This is a genomic window from Actinomadura sp. WMMB 499, from assembly GCF_008824145.1.
In the GTDB taxonomy this organism is placed as follows: Bacteria; Actinomycetota; Actinomycetes; order Streptosporangiales; family Streptosporangiaceae; genus Spirillospora.
In genome coordinates this window covers 6,438,621-6,454,256 of record NZ_CP044407.1, presented here as the reverse complement: position 1 = coordinate 6,454,256, position 15,636 = coordinate 6,438,621, and the positions used below count along the sequence as shown (strand labels likewise).

The following is a 15,636-nucleotide window of genomic DNA, read 5'->3' as shown; positions in this document are numbered from 1 at the left end:
TCCCCGTCCTCACTCGCTGAGCAGCCCCATCAGGATCAGCTCGCAGAACTGCTCGGCGACCTCGTCGATCCCGAGGTTGCCGTCGGGGTTGTACCACTGGAAGGCCGAGGCGCACATGCCGAAGATGCCGAAGGTGATGATGCGCTCGCTCATCTCCGGGCGGAACGCGCCGGCATCGATCCCGCGCTGGACGGTCTCGCGGAACATCGTCTCGAGCATGTCGCGCTTGTCGGTGACCGAGCGCAGCCGCTCTCCCGTGAGGTGCCGCCGCTCCTGGTAGAAGATCGCGACGTGCGCCCGGTACCTGGCGACGCCCGCGAGGCTCAGGCTGATGAGGGCGCGCAGCTGCTCGACGGGGTCGGACCCCTCGTCGAGGATCTCGCGGGCGGCGTCGATCTGCGTGTCCAGGTACTCGTTCTGGATCTGCCAGAGCAGGTCTTCCTTGCTCCGGAAGTGGTGGTAGAACGCGCCCTTGGTGAGGTTGGCGTTCACGACGATCTGCTTGAGCGTGGTGCGGTCGAAGCCGTCCCGCTCGAACAGCTGGAGCGCGCTGTCGACGATCTCGCGGCGGGTCCGCTGCGGGTCGTAGCCGTCGGACCACCGCCAGCCGGCCTCGGCGGCGCGGGAGGGCACGGCCTGCTCCGCCGTCGCGGCCGGAGCGTCACCGGGCGCCGTGACCGCGGATTCCTCTGCCATCGCGCTCCTTGTCGGGTCGGTCACGGATAGTAGCGAAAGAGGATCTCCGCCACGCAGCATGTGGTGGCGTCGTCCGCGAACTCCACGGTCACGGACGCCTTGGCCTGCACGCCGCCGGTCCCGCTGTCGCCCCCGGGGAGCCGCACGGCCGAGGTCAGCACGGCCACGCCCTGGATCTCGGTACCCGGCGGGAGCGGCTTGACGAACCGCACCCGGTCGAGCCCGTAGTTGATGCCCATCGAGAAGCTCTCGATCGTGAGGACGTCCTCCAGGAGGCGGGGAACGAGGGCCAGGGTCAGAAAACCGTGGACGATGGTACCTCCGAACGGCCCGGACTCGGCCCGTTCGACGTCGACGTGGATCCACTGGTGGTCCTTGGTGACGTCGGCGAACCGGTCGACCTCGTCCTGGGTCACCACCCGGGTCTCGCTGGCGCCGAGCTCCGCGCCGACCAGGTCCAGCAGCTCGTAGGGCTCGCGAAGGGCTGTTCGCCGCGGGGTCCGCATGGTCGATGACGCTCCCATTCCGACTGGTCGCAATGTAATTGTACGGTGACCGGCGATCCGATCGATGATGTGACAGAACCGCGGAGCCGCACGCGTTGTCCGCCACCGCGCTTTTCATACCGACTGGCAGGAATCTACCACCTCATCGGGTATGCGCCGGGGGCCGGGAACGTCGCGTCAGGGGCGAAGGACGAGGCGGATCGGGTTGCCCTCCTTCGCCGCAAGGCGTTCGACGGCCTGCGGCGCGTCGGCGAGGGGCAGCACGTCGCTGACCGACTCGGCCAGGTCGAGGCGGCCCTGCTCGACGAGGTGGAGGAGCTGCTCGACGTGCTCGGGCTCGGATCCGTAGTGCCCGAGCACCTGCTGCCGCAGGAAGCTGAACGTGGTGTCGTGGGCGATCGTCACCGGCTGCCCGCCGAGCCCGACGAGGACGAGACGTCCGTCCTTGCCCAGGGCGCCGAGGGCCTGCTCGCGGACGGCGGGGACGCCGGCGAAGTCGAACGCGACGGCGAGCCCGCGGCCGCCGGTGGCCGCCTGCACGGCCCCGGCGAAGTCGGCGGAGCCCGGGTCGAGGGCGAGGTCGGCGCCGAACCGGAGGGCGCGCTCCCGCGCCGCTTCGACCGGGTCGATCGCGATGACGGGGGCGGCGCCGAGGAGCCGGAGGAGCTTGACGGCGTGCGCGCCGAGTCCGCCGAGGCCCCAGACGCCGACGGCCTCCCCGGCTCGCGTCTTCGCGGTCGCGGTGACCGCGGCCCAGGGGGTCGAGACGGCGTCGGGGACGATGCAGGCCTGCTCGAACGGGAGCGCGTCGGGGATCGGGACGACCGTCCGTTCGGCGGCGACGGCGAACTGGGCCCAGCCGCCGTCGTAGTCGACGCCGCGGGTGAAGACCGTGCCGTCGAGGTCCTCCTCGCCCGCCTGGAGCAGGACGCGCCGACCGGGCTCGAACCGGGTCACGCCGGCGCCGCACGACTCCACGACGCCCGCGACCTCGTGGCCGAGCGTGACCTCGTCCCCGCGCAGGTAGAGCGGGCTGAGCGTGCCGTCGATCAGGTGCAGGTCCGACAGGCAGACGCCCGCGGCCTTCACCGCGATCCGCACCTCCCCGTGCCCCGGCTCGGGCACCGGGACCTCCCGGACGGCGAACCGCCGGGTCCGCACGTCCAGCCGTCCGGCGAGCATCTCCGCCATGTTCCGCGACCTCCGTGAGCGCCGTGTGCGTGCGATCGACCCGTTGTACCCGGTGGCGTCCGGCCGAAGCCAGGTGGTTATAGTTATGGAAATCATTGTCACTTGGAGGGGTCATGACGGACGTCCGGTTCCCCCGCCCGCCGGCGTTGCCGTGCGCACGTCGGCCCGTCGCGCTGGAACGGTCCCGGGTGCGCCGCACGTCCGCCGCCGCGTCCCCAGGGGAGCGGGGCACCGCCTCGTGACCGCGCCCCTCAAGTCCTGGCGTCCGGGTCCCGTCGCCGCCTGCGCGGTGCTGGCCGCCGCCCTCGCCGTCTCGGCCGTGCTGGCCATCGGTTTCGGGGCGACCGCGGCGGTGCCGGTCACCGACACCGCCCGCTACCTGTGGGCGGGTGTGACCGGCGGGCGCATCGGCGCGGACGAGGCGACGGCCTACCAGATCGTGTGGCAGATCCGGGCGCCGCGGGTGCTGCTGGCGGCGCTCGTCGGCGCCGGGCTGAGCGCGATGGGCGTGGCCGTGCAGGCGCTGGTGCGCAACCCGCTCGCCGACCCGTTCGTGCTCGGGGTCTCCTCCGGCGCGTCCGTCGGCGCGGTGCTCGTCACGGTGACGGGCGGGCTCGCGGCGCTCGGCATCTACGCGGTGTCGGCCGGGGCGTTCGCCGGCGCGCTGGCCGCGTCGCTGCTGGTGTACGCGGCGGCGTCGAGCCGGGGCGCGCTGTCGCCGCTGCGGCTGATCCTCACCGGTGTCGCGATGGCGCTGGGCTTCCAGGCGCTGATGAGCGTGATCGTCTACTTCGCGCCGGACGGCGAGGCGACGAGCACCATCCTGTTCTGGACGATGGGCGGGTTCGGCGCCGCGACGTGGGGCACGCTGCCCGCCGTCGCGGTGACGGTCGTCGCGGGCTGCGTGCTGCTGTACCGCGGCGGGCGGACCCTGGACGCGATGGCGCTCGGCGAGGAGACCGCGGCGAGCCTCGGCGTCGACCCCGACCGGCACCGGCGGGTGCTGCTGGTGCTGGTCTCGCTGGTCACCGGCGTCATGGTCGCGGTGAGCGGGGCCATCAGCTTCGTCGGGCTCGTGATGCCGCACCTCGTCCGGATGGTGGTCGGCGCCGTCCACAGCCGGGTGCTCGCGGTCGCGCCGCTCGCCGGGGCGCTGTTCATGGTCTGGGTCGACCTGGCGTCCCGGACGCTCGTGGCGCCGCGCGAGCTGCCGCTCGGCGCGATCACCGCGCTGATCGGCGTGCCGGTGTTCGTCGCGCTGATGCGGCGCCGCGCGTACGTCTTCGGAGGCCGCTGATGGATCTGGAGCTGGACGGCCTGTCGGTGGCGCTCGGCGGCCGCGACCTGCTGCGGGACCTGTCCCTGGACGTTCCGGGCGGACGGGTCGTGGGCCTGGTCGGGCCGAACGGCAGCGGCAAGTCGACCGCGCTGCGCTGCGTGTACCGAGCGTTGCGGCCCACGACGGGGACGGTCCGGGCCGGCGGCGAGGACCTCGCGCGGGTGCCCGTGCGGCGCGCGGCCCGGATCGTCGCGGCCCTCACCCAGGACGGCACCATCGACCTCGACTTCACGGTCGGGGAGGTCGTGGCGCTCGGCCGGACGCCGCACCTGCGCGGCAACGCGCCCCTCGGCCCGCACGACCGGGAGGTGTGCGAGCGGGCGATGGACCGGCTCGGCATCGCGCACCTCGCGACGCGGGGCGTGCTCGGCCTGTCGGGCGGCGAGCGGCAGCGGGTGCTGCTGGCCCGCGCGCTGGCCCAGGAGCCCGAGATCCTCGTGCTGGACGAGCCGACGAACCACCTCGACGTCCGGCACCAGGTCGAACTGCTGTCGCTGCTGCGCAAGAGCGAGGTCACCGTGCTCGTCGTGCTGCACGACCTGAACCTCGCCGCCGCGGCCTGCGACGTGCTGGCCGTGCTGTCCGAGGGACGGCTGGTCGCGACCGGCCCGCCCGCCGACGTCCTCACCCCCGAACTGGTCGGCGAGGTGTTCGGCGTCGCGGCGAGTGTCGTCCCGCACCCCCTGACCGGTGCCCCGCAACTCCTCTACAGCCTGCACTGAAGTACGGCACGGCCCTGAAAGGCGTCCCCCATGTATCTGAACCGTTCTTCCCGCGCCGCCCTCGGGACGGCGGCGGCCGTCGCGGCGCTGCTGGTCACCGGCTGCGGTGCCGAGGTGGAGTCCGGCGCGGCGGACGCCGCGGCGGCGACCGTCCAGCGCTGCGGCGAACCCGTCGAGTACACGGTGCCCGAGCGCGCGGTCGCCTACGAGGGCGGCAGCGCCGACAAGCTGTTCGCGCTCGGGCTGGCCGACCGCGTGCACGGGTACGTGATGCCGCCCGCGAACCCGCCCGTGACCGAGTCGCCGTGGGCGTCCGACTACGCGAAGGTGGAGATGCTGAGCGACGACCTGCTGAACAAGGAGGTCGTGGTGAACGCGAAGGCCGACCTGGTGGTCGCGGGCTGGAACTCCGGTTTCAGCGAGGAGCGCGGCATCACCCCCGAGATCCTGGACCGGCTGGGCATCCAGAGCTTCATGCACACCGAGAGCTGCTACAACTACCCCGGCTTCCCGCAGAAGGTCACCCCGTTCGAGGCCCTCTACAGCGACCTCGAACGGCTCGGGAAGATCTTCCGGGTGGAGGACAGGGCCGCGGAGGTCGTCACCGGGCTGAAGGAGCGGGTGGCGAAGGTGCAGCGGGAGGCGCCGCAGGGCGACCCGGTGCCGGTGTTCCTGTACGACTCGGGCACCGACCAGGCGTTCACGGCGGGCGCGCAGGTGCCGCCGACGGACGTCATCCGGCTCGCCGGGGGCCGGAACATCTTCGCCGACCTGCAGGAACGCTGGACGCGCGTGACGTGGGAGTCGGTCGCCGAGGCGGCACCCGAGGTCATCATGATCATGGACTACGGCGACCAGCCCGCCCAGGAGAAGATCGAGTTCCTGCGGGAGTCCCCGCACACGCGCGACCTGCCCGCCGTGAAGCAGGACAAGTTCTTCATCCTCGACTACAACGAGGGCATCAGCGGGCCGCGCAACGTCGACGGGCTGGAGAAGTTCGCCGAGTACCTGCGCACACACGGCCATTGACGGAGCGGACCGCCGGGGTGGCCCGTCGATCGGGCCGCGCCGGCGGCGGCGTCAGGACGGCGGCGTCAGCATGCGGGCGATCAGCATGTGCAGGTGGGCGCGGAAGCGTTCGACGGCGACGGCGTCGCGCCGCCGCACCCCCTGCCCGCGCATGCGCTGCGGGTCGACCTCCCGGTCGGAGTAGACGATCCCGCCGCTCAGGAACCCGTAGACGCACCACACGATCGTCCACACCACATGGTCGGGGTCGGCGTCCGGCGGGACCAGCGGGCGGACGGCCTCCACGACCCGCAGCGACAGCGGTGCCGTGTAGTGCTCCTCGAGTCCGGGGACGTCGGCGGCGTCGCCCATCCACCGGTGCAGCCACAGCGCCAGCACGTCGGTGCGCGCCACGTAGAAGTCCAGGTAGGCGTCCGCGAGCCGCAGCACGCCCGGCAGGTCGGTGGTGAACCGGGCGATCGCCGGCTCCATGGCGTTCCGTTCGGCCTCGTCGGCGCGGACGAACACGGCCCGGTACAGCTCGCCCTTGCCGGCGGCGAGCTCGCGGAGGGTCGCGATGGCGACCCCGGCGGCGTCGGCCACGAGCTGCATGGACGTCCCGTCGTATCCCAGCTCCGCGAACAGGCGCATGGCCGTGTCGAGCAGCCCTTCGCGCTCCGATGCATCCACGTCGATCACTTTACGTGACCAAACGTGCACGTCCAGGACAGGGTCTGGCGGCCGGGATCAGGCGGGCGGAGGGGCGAACATGCGGGCGATGAGCCGGTGCAGGTGCGCGCGGAACTCCTCGACCCGCTCGGGGTCGTGGGGCCCGATCCCCGCGCGGCGCACCTGCTGCACGCCGGTCTCCGGGTCCGTCCACGTCATGCCGCCGCTGAAGAACCCGAAGACGCACCACACGATCGTCCAGATGAGGTAGTCGGGATGGACGTCGGGCGGGAGGATCGGACGCAGGGTCAGGACCACCGACTGCGTCATCGACTCGGTGAAGTCCTCGCGGAGGTCGGGGACGTCGACGGCGTCGCCCATCCAGCGGTGCAGCCAGAGCGCCATGATGTCGGTGTGGTGCTCGTAGAAGTCCAGGTAGGCGTCCACCAGCCCCAGGTAGCTCTCGAGGTCCGGGCCGAACCGTTCCCCCGCGGGCTCCAGCGCGCGACGTTCGGCCTCCAGGGCGTGGTGCATCACGGCCCGGTACAGCTCGGGCTTGCCGTCGCCGAGAAGCTCATGGACGGTCGGCAGGCCGACCCCGGTGGCGTCGGCGACGAGCTGCAGGGACGTCCCGTCGTACCCCAGCTCCGCGAACAGGCGCAGGGCCGTGTCGAGCAGCCTTTCGCGCTCCGATACATCCACGCCGATCACTTTACGTGATGGAGCGAGCACCTTGCGCGCACGGGCCCGTCAGTGTGCGGGGAGCTGCCCCGCCGGGGCCGGGGACCAGCCGTCCAGGGCGCCCGCGAGTCCGGGGACGGACGCGATGACCTCGGCGGCGTCCGGGTCCGTGCGGCGCAGGAAGGCCAGGTGGCGGGCGGCGTGCGCGGCGATCTGCGCGGGCCGCGGCGCGGCCGGGGACGGGCTGGACGGGCCGTCGCCGCAGGCGATGGGGGCCCGGTCGGGCAGCGGGACGGCGGGCAGGCCGGGGGCCGGGTCCGGGCAGCACGCGTAGGTGAGGACGACGCGGCCGCCGGGCTCGTGCCGCCAGCTCGTCGAGTGCAGCAGGTACGCGGTGGTGCCGGGCGGGAGGCCGAGCAGGTCGCGGGCGACCGCGTCGGGGTGCCGTCCCGCGCCGAGGGGGCCGGTCGCCGCGCGGTGCGCGAGACCGCCGTCCGGCGTCACCCGGAAGGCGATCGCCTCGACCGCCACCGCGGCTGGCGCGTCCACCACCTGTTGCGAACTCATCGCAACAGCATGCCAGACGCGCCCGCGCGTCCATCGCGGGACGGGGTCAGGACGCGGGCGCGGGCTCCCAGCCGGTGCCGTCCGGGGTGTCGCGGACTTCGAGGCCCGCGGCGGTGAGCGCGTCCCGGATGGCGTCGGCCGCGCCGTACTCCCCCGCACGGCGCAGGCCGGTCCGCACGGCGACGAGCGCGTCCACGGCGGGCGCGAGCACCTCGCGCGGGTCGCGCAGCCCGGCGTCCGCGGCCCGCCCGAGCCGGACGATCAGGCTGCGCAGCACGTCGCGGGCCCACTCGGTGCCGCCCTCGTCCTCCTCGGTGTCGCCCGCCCAGCGCGCCACGGCCGCCTCGATCTCCAGGACGGCGCGGACGAGCGCGCCCGCGTCGGCGCCCGCGAGGGCGGCGTCGAACCGGGCCTCGCAGCCGGTCACCGTCTCCCGCAGGGTCGCGGTCCCGGGTTCGGCGGCCGGTCCGGAGGGCACGGCCGGGCGGGCGGGCGCGGACTCGCCGCGCACGAGCGCCCGCAGCTCGGCCAGCGTGATCACCTCCCCCGCCGGGACGGTCGTGCTCGTCCCGTCCCGCCGGACGGTCAGCGCGCCGCGCCCGCGCACCCGCACCAGGTCGGCTCCTGCGTCGAGCACGGCGGCCGTGTGCTCGTCGAGGCCGAGCACGGCGGCGTCGTCCGGCAGCGCGCGCTCGAGGATCCGCAGGCGTCGTTCGCCCAGGTAGCAGTACCGGGTGTCGTGGGTGCCGCCCTCGGCGTTGTCGTAGTGCGGGATCATCGCGACGCGCAGGCCGAGGCGCCCGAGGACGTCCAGTCCGGGCAGCCAGTGCGGCGCGGCGCCCGCCTTGTAGATCTCGTAGACGGGGATCGCCCACGCGCCGAGCGTGCAGGCGGCGGCGGAGGCGAACACGATCGCGGCGCGGCCGGTGCGCGCGTGGTCGTCCAGCGCGCCGCCGACCGGGCCGCCGCGCCACAGGCCGAGCGCGTAGGTGGGGCTGCCGGGCCCGGCGAAGATCCAGTCGGCGGCGCGCACCGCCGCGAGCCCGGCGTCGGGATCGCCACCGACCGCGCCGTCCCATTCCCGGACGGACCCGCGCAGACCGGACGGCACGTCGACGCGGAGCCCCACGCTCCGGGCGAAGTAGTCGCGCGCCCGCGCGGAGATCTCGGCGGCGTTCTCCTGGAACCCGTAGGGCGTGTCGAGCACGACCGCGCGCGCCGGGCGGGCCCGCGCGACGACGTCGCGGTGCACGCCGGCCATCGTCGGCGTGGTCTCCCCCGATCCCATCAGCACGATCAGCGGGCCGTCACCGCCGGCGGTCGCCTCCATACGGGAAGTCTGACACCGGCTACCCGCCCCGTCCACGCTCGGCCGGGGGCGCGGTCAGCCCGGCCGTGACGAACGCGATCACGGTGCCGGTCGGGGGCGGCGCGGCGGACGCCGGGGCGGGCGCGACCGCGCGCCCGTAGGTCTCCAGCAGCAGCGTGAACGCCAGCCGCCACCGGTCGGCGATCTCCCGGACGGTCAGGTCCGGGAGCGCGCGGCCGAGCATGACCTCGAACGGCGCCTGCCCGAACCACGCCGACCCGGCGGGCAGCCGCGACGCCGCGCGCACCGTGCGGGCCAGCAGCCGGCACAGCATGCGGCCCTTGCCGGTGCGGACGAGCTCCTCGAACGGCTCGACGATCGCGGCGACCAGGTCGGCGACGGCGAACGGGCCGTCCGCGGACCGCTCGGCGATGGCCTCCAGCCGCTCCGCCCACAGCGGCACCAGCTCGCGTTCCAGCAGGGCCGTGACGAGGCCCTCGCGGGAGCCGAAGTGGTAGTGGACGGCGCCGGGGTTCAGCCCCGCCTCGGCGTTGATCGCGCGGACGGACACCTGGTCGGCGTCCCTCGCGAGGAACAGCCGCTCGGCGGCGTCGAGCAGCCGGTCGCGCGTGGCGGAAGGCGAGGTGGTGGCCATGCGGACATTGCACCACACCCGGTGCAAATACCGTCCAATCAGTGATTGAATGATGTCAGGCACGGGCCGATTCGTGAGGAGACCGAGCATGGGAACCTTCGCCGTCACCGGATCCGCTTCGGGCATGGGCGCGGCCACCAGGGACGTCCTGACCGGGGCCGGGCACACCGTCATCGGGGTCGATCTGCGCGAGGCGGACGTCATCGCCGACCTCGGCACCCCGGCCGGCCGCGCGTCCGCCGTCGCGGAGGTCCTGGCGCGCAGCGGCGGCGCCCTCGACGGCGTCGCGGCCGTCGCGGGCGTGGGCGTCGGCCCGAACACGGCCGACTCCGCCGCCGTCATGTCGATCGACTACTTCGGACCGGTCGCCCTCCTGGACGGCCTGCGCCCCGCCCTCGCCCGCTCCGGCGTGTTCGTGGACGGCGGTACCGACGCGGCCATGCGCCCCGACGCGCAACCGACCGCGATGACACTCTGACCGGAGGCACACCTTGACCACCCCGGACGTCTTCGAACCCGCGCGCCTCGGCCCGCTGACCCTCCGCAACCGGACGATCAAGGCCGCGACCTTCGAGGGCATGACGAAGGGCGCCCTCGTCACCGACGACCTCGTCGAGTTCCACCGGGCGCACGCCGCGGGCGGCGTCGCGATGACGACCGTCGCGTACTGCGCGGTCGCCCCCGACGGCCGCACCGAGTACGACCAGATCCACTGGCGGCCCGAGGCGATGCCCGGCCTCCGCCGGCTGACCGGCGCCGTGCACGCCGCGGGCGCCGCCGCGTCCGCGCAGATCGGGCACGCCGGACCGGTCGCGAACGGCCGCTCCAACGGCGTCCCGGCCATCGCGCCGTCCCGGATGTTCAACCCCCAGTCGATGCGGATGACGCGGGCGGCGACCCGCGCCGACATCGAGCGCGTCACCCGCGCCCACGCCGACGCCGCGCGGATGGCCGCCGAGGCCGGGTTCGACGCCGTCGAGATCCACCTGGGGCACAACTACTTCGCCAGCTCGTTCCTCTCCCCGAAGATCAACAAGCGGACGGACGAGTACGGCGGCTCCCTCGAGAACCGCGCGAAGGTCGCCCGCGGCGCCGCCCGCGCCGTCCGCGACGCCGTCGGCGACCGCATCGCGATCCTCGCGAAGCTGAACATGGACGACGGCGTGCCCGGCGGGTTCTGGCTCGACGAGAGCATCCGGGTCGCGAAGTGGCTCGAGGCCGACGGCTCGGTCGACGCCCTCGAACTGACCGCGGGCAGCTCGCTGCTCAACCCGATGTACCTGTTCCGCGGGGACGCCCCGGTCCGCGAGTTCGCCGCGACGTTCAAGCAGCCGATGCGGCTCGGCGTCCGGCTCGTCGGGGACCGGTTCATCCGCGCGTACCCCTACGAGGAGGCGTTCCTCCTCGAGAGCGCCCGCCAGTTCCGCGCCGCGCTCGACCTGCCGCTCGTCCTGCTCGGCGGCGTCACCGAGCGCGCCACGATGGACCTCGCGATGGCCGAGGGCTTCGAGTTCGTCGCGATGGGCCGCGCGCTCCTGCGCGAGCCCGACCTGATCAACCGCGTCCAGGCGGACGCGTCGACGACGTCACTGTGCATCCACTGCAACAAGTGCATGCCGACGATCTTTACCGGCACGCACTGCGTGCTCGCGTGATCAGCCCGCGGTCGTGGGGACGGTGACGGTCGCGGACGTGACGTCGATCCAGCCGGCGGCGCGCTGCTGGTTGAACACGGCGCTGTTCGGGACGATCTGGAGCTTGAGCTCCGAGCCGGGGCGCAGGCGCCACACGATGTCCTCCAGGTCGATCGTGAGCTCGCGCGCGGTGCCGTCCAGGGTGACCGGCACCGGCGTGACCATGCCGTTGACGACCTGCGGGTCGCCCTCGGCCAGCGGCGGGAGCACCGACGCGGGCAGGTCGCCGGGGACCGGGACGCTCGCGTCGACCAGCTGCGCGTAGACGGACGTCGTCGCGTCCGTCGCGTGGCCCCGGTACTTCATCGTCAGCTTCGGCGCGCCGACGAGCAGGCCGCCGGACGGCGCGTCGAGCGGGATCTCGATGCGGTTGTGCGAGTACCCGCCGGTGAACATGGCGCCGGAGTTGTCGGCCGGGCTGAACAGCGTCGTGCCCTTGCCGGTGCCTCGCGCGGGCTCGGCCGCCGGGGGCGGGAACGCCGCCGCCGCGTGCCGGGCGCCCGTGTTGTCCGGGTACGTGAACTCCGGGCCCGTCCGGACGCTCGCGTCCTCGCGCAGGTACCGCTGGAACCACGCGAGCGTCGCCTCGCGGTCGACCGTCCCGTCGTGCTCGGCGTCCATGCAGCTCGCGTGGCCGCCGCACGTCCACACCATCTTCACCGGGGCGCCGTTCGCCTTGACCGTCCGGTAGCCGGCGATCGCGTGGCTCACCGGGAACAGGGTGTCGGTCACGCCCTGGACGAACAGCGTCGGGATGTCGATGTTCTCGATGAGGAAGTCGGGGCCGTGATCGCGCATCCACGTCTCGTCCGGCTTCGTGACCGTCCCGCTCGTCAGCGCCCGCAGGCAGATCGTCGAGACACGCGGGTGGAACCGGTTGCCGTTCTGCAGGCCCGCCGAGCACAGCCCGAACGCCCATCCGGCCTTGATCGTCCGGTTCGGGTACAGGGCGTCGTTCAGCGAGTGATACGTGTAGCCGGGGACGATCACGTCGACCCGGTCGTCCAGCCCGGCCGTCACGAGCTGGATCGCGCCGCCGTAGCTGCCGCCCGCCATGCCGAGCCGCGGGTCGCCCCGGCCGTCCAGCTCCGCCTCGGGCTGCCGCGCGATCCAGTCGATCAGCGCCCGAACGTCGCGGCCCTCGACCTCCGGGTGATCGATCTGCACCTCGCCCGCGGACCCGAACCCGCGCGGGTTCCAGGTGATCACGTTGTACCCGGCGCCGAGGAGGTAGCCCAGCTCGCCCGACTCGGGGTCGGTCGCGCCGCGCCCGCCGAAGCCCGAGCCCAGCAGGACGGACTCCGCGCGCTCGCCCACCTCCAGCCCGGGGGCCGGGAAGAAGTTCGTGACGATCTTCGTGCCGTCGAACGACGCGACCTCGACCGTCCGCCGCCCGGACGCCTCGTCGGCGGCGGCGGGAACGGCGGACAGCAGCACGATTCCGGCCGTCACGGCCGCGATCTTGGAGCGCATGGCCGAAACCTAGATGACGCTCAGATTTCACGTCCAGACACGAAACCATCTCATTTCCGGCGCGGCAGGAACGGGGCCCGGCTTGACGGTCCACCTTAACTGCAACTACTTTCGTTGCAGTTACTTCCGGGAGGAGCACTGTGGCCCTCAGCAGCAGGAGCGCGGTCGCGATCCACGGGCTGACCTTTCTGGCCCGCCGCGAGGACACGCCGATGACCTCGGCCGAGATCGCCGACAGCCTCGCGAGCAACCCCGTCCTCGTCCGGCGCGTCCTCGGCGCCCTGCGGGACGCGGGCATCGTGTGGTCGGCCGAGGGACGGGGCGGCGGCTGGCGGCTCGCCCGTCCCGCCCGCGAGATCACGCTCCTCGACGCCTACACCGCCGTCGAGGAAGGGCCCGTCCTCGCCCGGCACAGCCATCCGCCCAGCGACGCGTGCGCGGTCGGGCGGCACATGATGTCCCTGCTCGAGACCGAGTTCCGGGAGGCCGAGCGGGCCCTGGAGGAACGGCTCGACCGGACCACCATCGCCGACCTGCACCAGGAAGTGCTGAACAGAGAACGCGAACTCGCACGGTAGCCGCGGCGGAGGACGGCCTCCGCCGTTTTTCTCGCCCTAACTGTAACCATATTGGTTGCAGTTGACCGAAAGGACCACGGTGTCCGGCACCGAACGCAACGTCCCGGCCCTGCTGGCCGTCCTGCTGACCGCGATGATCGGCACGGTCATCGCGGGCGACATGGTGAACCTCGTGCTCCCCGACATCGGCGCGGACTTCGGCGCCACCGAAGCCGAGACCACATGGGTCGTCACCGGCTTCATGCTGAGTTTCTCCGTCGGCATCCCCTTCTACGGGCGCATCGCCGACCGCGTGGGCCTGCGCCGCCTCTTCTGCCTCGCGCTCCTCGCCTTCGCCGCCGGGAGCCTGCTCAGCGCGCTCGCCCCGAACCTCCCCGTCCTCGTCCTCGGCCGCATCGTGACGGGCGCCGGCGCGGCCGCGATCCCGGTGCTGTCGATCATCGCGGTGACCCTGCTGATGCCCGCCGGCCGCCGCGGGTTCGGGATCGGCGTCGTCTCCGCGGGCTCGGGCATCGGCACCGCCGTCGGACCCGCCGTCGGCGGCGGCGCCGGCGAGGCCCTCGGGTGGCCCGCGCTCTTCTGGCTGACGCTCGTCCTGGCCCTCGCGCTGCTGCCCGCGGCGATGCGCGTCCTTCCACCCGGCCCCCCGGCGGGCGGGAGCCCGTTCGACCTGGCGGGCGGCATCCTCCTCGGCCTCGGCAGCGGGCTCCTGCTGTTCGGCATCACGCAGGCGCAGACCGCCGGCGCGTCCTCCCCCGCCTCCTGGGGCAGCCTCCTCGGGGCCACCGTCGCGCTCACGCTGTTCGCACGGCGCACCGTCCGCTCCCCGCGCCCGTTCGTCCCACCCGCCCTGTTCGCCGACCGCGTCTACCGGACCGCCGTCGCCGTCGCCTTCCTCGCCATGACCGTCTACCTCGGCGGGATGGTGTTCGTGCCCCTCCTCCTCATCGACGTCAACGGCCTCGGGCCCGGCGCGGGCGCGCTCGTCATGATCCCCGCGGGCGTCGCCGCCGCCGCCGTCGCACCCCTTACCGGACGCCTCGCCGACACCATCGGCACCCGCCCGCTCGTCCTGGCGGGCCTCGCCGCTGTCGCGCTGTCCTCCCTGCACCTGTCGACGTTCACCGGCGGCACGTCCGTCCTGCCCGCCGGAATCGGGATCCTCGGCCTCAGCGTCGGGTTCATGCTCGTCATGAACGCGGTCATCACCGCCGCCGCGACCGCCCTCCCCGGCGACCATGTCGGCGTGGGCGTCGGCATCCTGCAGGGCGCCCAGTTCCTGGGTGCCGGGGCGGGCCCCGCCCTGTTCGGCGTCCTGCTGACCGCCCGGCGGGAGACCGGCGCCGTCAACCCCCTGTTCGGCGGCCCGGACGGCGCCGCGTACTCCGACGTCTTCCTCACCATGACCGCCCTCGCCCTCCTCACCCTGCCGATCGCCCGGCGCCTCCGCCCCACACCGGCCCCGCCCGAGGCCGTCCCGTCGCCCCGTCCGGACAAGGTGACGAACTCGTCACGGGCCTCAGGGGACGAGATCACCGGCTGAACGCGGGGAGCAGGTCGGACATGGGCGCGATGTCCGCGACGAAGCCGAAGCGGCCCTCGCGCATCTCCCGGGCGCCGGTCATGAAGGAGCGCAGGGCCAGCCTGGACAGGGCGCCACCGATGCTCACCCGCCGCACGCCGATCTCGCCCAGCTGGTCCAGCGTGATCGAGGGGTCGGCGAACCCCATCACCACGTTCACCGGCTTGGTGACGGACGCGACCACGGTCCGCATCTGCTCCAGGGTGCGCAGGCCGGGCGCGTACAGGACGTCGGCGCCCGCCTCCTCGAAGGCCTGCAGGCGCCGGATCGTGTCGTCGAGATCGTCCACCCCGTACAGCAGGTTCTCGGCCCGGGCAGTCAGGACGAACGGGACGGGCAGCGTGCGGGCCGTCTCCACGGCGGCCCGCACCCGGTCGACGGCCAGTCCGAAGTCGTAGATCGGGGCGCGCCGGCCCCCCGTCGCGTCCTCGATGGACGCGCCGACCGCCCCGTGCGCGCAGGCGTCCTCGATCATCCGGGCCGCGTCGGCGGGGTCGTCGGCGAAGCAGTTCTCCAGATCCGCGTTCACGGGCAGAGGGGTCGCCGCGTCGATGGCTCGGCAGTTGTCCAGGAGTTCCTGTCGGCTCGCCCGATGACGGCCGTGCGTGTTGGACACTCCGAGGCTCGTGGTGGCCAGGGCCTCGAACCCGAGGCCGGCCAGCAGCCGCGCGGTCCCGACGTCCCACGGGTTGGGCAGCAGCAACGGCTCCGGCCGCCGGTGCAGCTCCTGGAACCTGGCCGCCTTGGCTCGATCGCTCATGGACCCAGCCTTCCGAGCGCATCTGATATAAGTCAAATGCATAATAGAAATGCTGGATATCAGGAAAACAAATGACATTCGACGAGATCGAGGCGTTCGTGCGCATCGCCGAACTGGGCGGCTTCAGTGAGGCGTCCGCACGGCTCGGAAGGTCGCAGCCCGCGATCAGCCGACGGATCCGCGAACTCGAACGCTCCCTGGACGCG

The 15,636-nt window shown here is 73.2% G+C and carries 17 protein-coding genes and 1 pseudogene; 8 read left to right on the top strand and 10 right to left on the bottom strand.

The window, feature by feature from the left end; genetic code table 11:
- Window positions 1-9 precede the first annotated feature (9 nt).
- The 3 genes from F7P10_RS29375 to F7P10_RS29365 form a co-directional block, all read right to left on the bottom strand.
- Entirely contained in the window at window positions 10-696 is a 687-nt protein-coding gene (locus F7P10_RS29375; protein ID WP_176611700.1) for a TetR family transcriptional regulator, read from the bottom strand.
- A 20-nt stretch (window positions 697-716) separates the two neighbouring features.
- Window positions 717-1,202, bottom strand: a complete 486-nt coding sequence (locus tag F7P10_RS29370; RefSeq protein ID WP_151014184.1) for a MaoC family dehydratase — start codon at window positions 1,200-1,202, stop codon at window positions 717-719.
- A 177-nt stretch (window positions 1,203-1,379) separates the two neighbouring features.
- Window positions 1,380-2,393 carry a zinc-binding dehydrogenase gene (locus tag F7P10_RS29365; RefSeq protein ID WP_151014182.1) on the bottom strand — a complete coding sequence of 338 codons (1,014 nt, stop codon included), beginning with the start codon at window positions 2,391-2,393 and terminating at the stop codon, window positions 1,380-1,382.
- Window positions 2,394-2,631: 238 nt separating this feature from the next.
- Between F7P10_RS29365 and F7P10_RS29360 the strand changes: the two genes are divergently transcribed.
- From F7P10_RS29360 to F7P10_RS29350, 3 genes are read left to right on the top strand one after another with little or no spacing between them, the layout of a single operon-like run.
- Window positions 2,632-3,690, top strand: coding sequence for an iron ABC transporter permease (locus tag F7P10_RS29360; RefSeq protein ID WP_254716083.1), 1,059 nt, complete (start codon window positions 2,632-2,634; stop codon window positions 3,688-3,690).
- Entirely contained in the window at window positions 3,690-4,454 is a 765-nt protein-coding gene (locus F7P10_RS29355; RefSeq protein WP_151014178.1) for an ABC transporter ATP-binding protein, read from the top strand. Before F7P10_RS29360 ends, F7P10_RS29355 begins: the two co-directional genes overlap by 1 nt.
- Before the next feature lie 30 nt (window positions 4,455-4,484).
- Window positions 4,485-5,483: an ABC transporter substrate-binding protein gene (locus F7P10_RS29350; protein ID WP_151014176.1), complete on the top strand. Its 999-nt coding sequence runs from the start codon at window positions 4,485-4,487 to the stop codon at window positions 5,481-5,483.
- Between the two features lie 51 nt (window positions 5,484-5,534).
- On the opposite strand, the gene F7P10_RS29345 is transcribed toward F7P10_RS29350, so the two are convergent.
- Genes F7P10_RS29345 through F7P10_RS29325 form a run of 5 tightly spaced genes read right to left on the bottom strand, consistent with a single transcriptional unit; the run spans window position 5,535 to window position 9,343 of the window.
- Window positions 5,535-6,152 carry a TetR/AcrR family transcriptional regulator gene (locus F7P10_RS29345; protein WP_254716082.1) on the bottom strand — a complete coding sequence of 206 codons (618 nt, stop codon included), beginning with the start codon at window positions 6,150-6,152 and terminating at the stop codon, window positions 5,535-5,537.
- Between the two features lie 57 nt (window positions 6,153-6,209).
- On the bottom strand, window positions 6,210-6,833 hold the full coding sequence (locus F7P10_RS29340; protein WP_176611699.1) for a TetR/AcrR family transcriptional regulator: 624 nt from the start codon (window positions 6,831-6,833) through the stop codon (window positions 6,210-6,212).
- Window positions 6,834-6,881: 48 nt separating this feature from the next.
- Window positions 6,882-7,379, bottom strand: coding sequence for a hypothetical protein (locus F7P10_RS29335; RefSeq protein ID WP_151014172.1), 498 nt, complete (start codon window positions 7,377-7,379; stop codon window positions 6,882-6,884).
- A gap of 46 nt (window positions 7,380-7,425) precedes the next feature.
- Window positions 7,426-8,709 (bottom strand): hypothetical protein, encoded by a 1,284-nt coding sequence (locus F7P10_RS29330; RefSeq protein WP_151014170.1) that lies wholly within the window; start codon window positions 8,707-8,709, stop codon window positions 7,426-7,428.
- A 19-nt stretch (window positions 8,710-8,728) separates the two neighbouring features.
- Window positions 8,729-9,343: a TetR/AcrR family transcriptional regulator gene (locus tag F7P10_RS29325; RefSeq protein WP_151014168.1), complete on the bottom strand. Its 615-nt coding sequence runs from the start codon at window positions 9,341-9,343 to the stop codon at window positions 8,729-8,731.
- 88 nt (window positions 9,344-9,431) lie between these two features.
- On the opposite strand from F7P10_RS29325, the gene F7P10_RS29320 reads away from it, so the two are divergent.
- Together F7P10_RS29320 and F7P10_RS29315 are read left to right on the top strand one after the other, a co-directional pair.
- Window positions 9,432-9,821 carry a hypothetical protein gene (locus F7P10_RS29320; protein WP_218040178.1) on the top strand — a complete coding sequence of 130 codons (390 nt, stop codon included), beginning with the start codon at window positions 9,432-9,434 and terminating at the stop codon, window positions 9,819-9,821.
- A 13-nt stretch (window positions 9,822-9,834) separates the two neighbouring features.
- Window positions 9,835-10,998 carry an NADH:flavin oxidoreductase gene (locus F7P10_RS29315; RefSeq protein ID WP_151014166.1) on the top strand — a complete coding sequence of 388 codons (1,164 nt, stop codon included), beginning with the start codon at window positions 9,835-9,837 and terminating at the stop codon, window positions 10,996-10,998.
- Here F7P10_RS29315 and F7P10_RS29310 read toward each other — a convergent pair whose 3' ends face one another.
- Complete coding sequence (locus F7P10_RS29310; protein ID WP_151014164.1) at window positions 10,999-12,510, bottom strand: CocE/NonD family hydrolase; 1,512 nt, start codon at window positions 12,508-12,510, stop codon at window positions 10,999-11,001. It lies immediately after the preceding gene.
- A gap of 140 nt (window positions 12,511-12,650) precedes the next feature.
- Between F7P10_RS29310 and F7P10_RS29305 the strand changes: the two genes are divergently transcribed.
- Window positions 12,651-13,088 carry an Rrf2 family transcriptional regulator gene (locus F7P10_RS29305; RefSeq protein ID WP_151014162.1) on the top strand — a complete coding sequence of 146 codons (438 nt, stop codon included), beginning with the start codon at window positions 12,651-12,653 and terminating at the stop codon, window positions 13,086-13,088.
- Window positions 13,089-13,149: 61 nt separating this feature from the next.
- A complete protein-coding gene (locus F7P10_RS29300) occupies window positions 13,150-14,631 on the top strand; it encodes an MFS transporter (RefSeq protein WP_218040177.1) in 1,482 nt (493 codons plus the stop codon).
- Here the strand turns inward: F7P10_RS29300 and F7P10_RS29295 are convergent.
- The gene (locus F7P10_RS29295) at window positions 14,621-15,430 is read right to left on the bottom strand and encodes an oxaloacetate decarboxylase (RefSeq protein WP_151014160.1); all 810 of its coding nucleotides are present in this window, start codon (window positions 15,428-15,430) and stop codon (window positions 14,621-14,623) included. The genes F7P10_RS29300 and F7P10_RS29295 overlap by 11 nt on opposite strands.
- A gap of 71 nt (window positions 15,431-15,501) precedes the next feature.
- Here F7P10_RS29295 and F7P10_RS45540 point away from each other — a divergent pair.
- Window positions 15,502-15,627: pseudogene (locus tag F7P10_RS45540) on the top strand (LysR family transcriptional regulator); the annotation flags it as partial.
- Window positions 15,628-15,636: the final 9 nt, after the last annotated feature.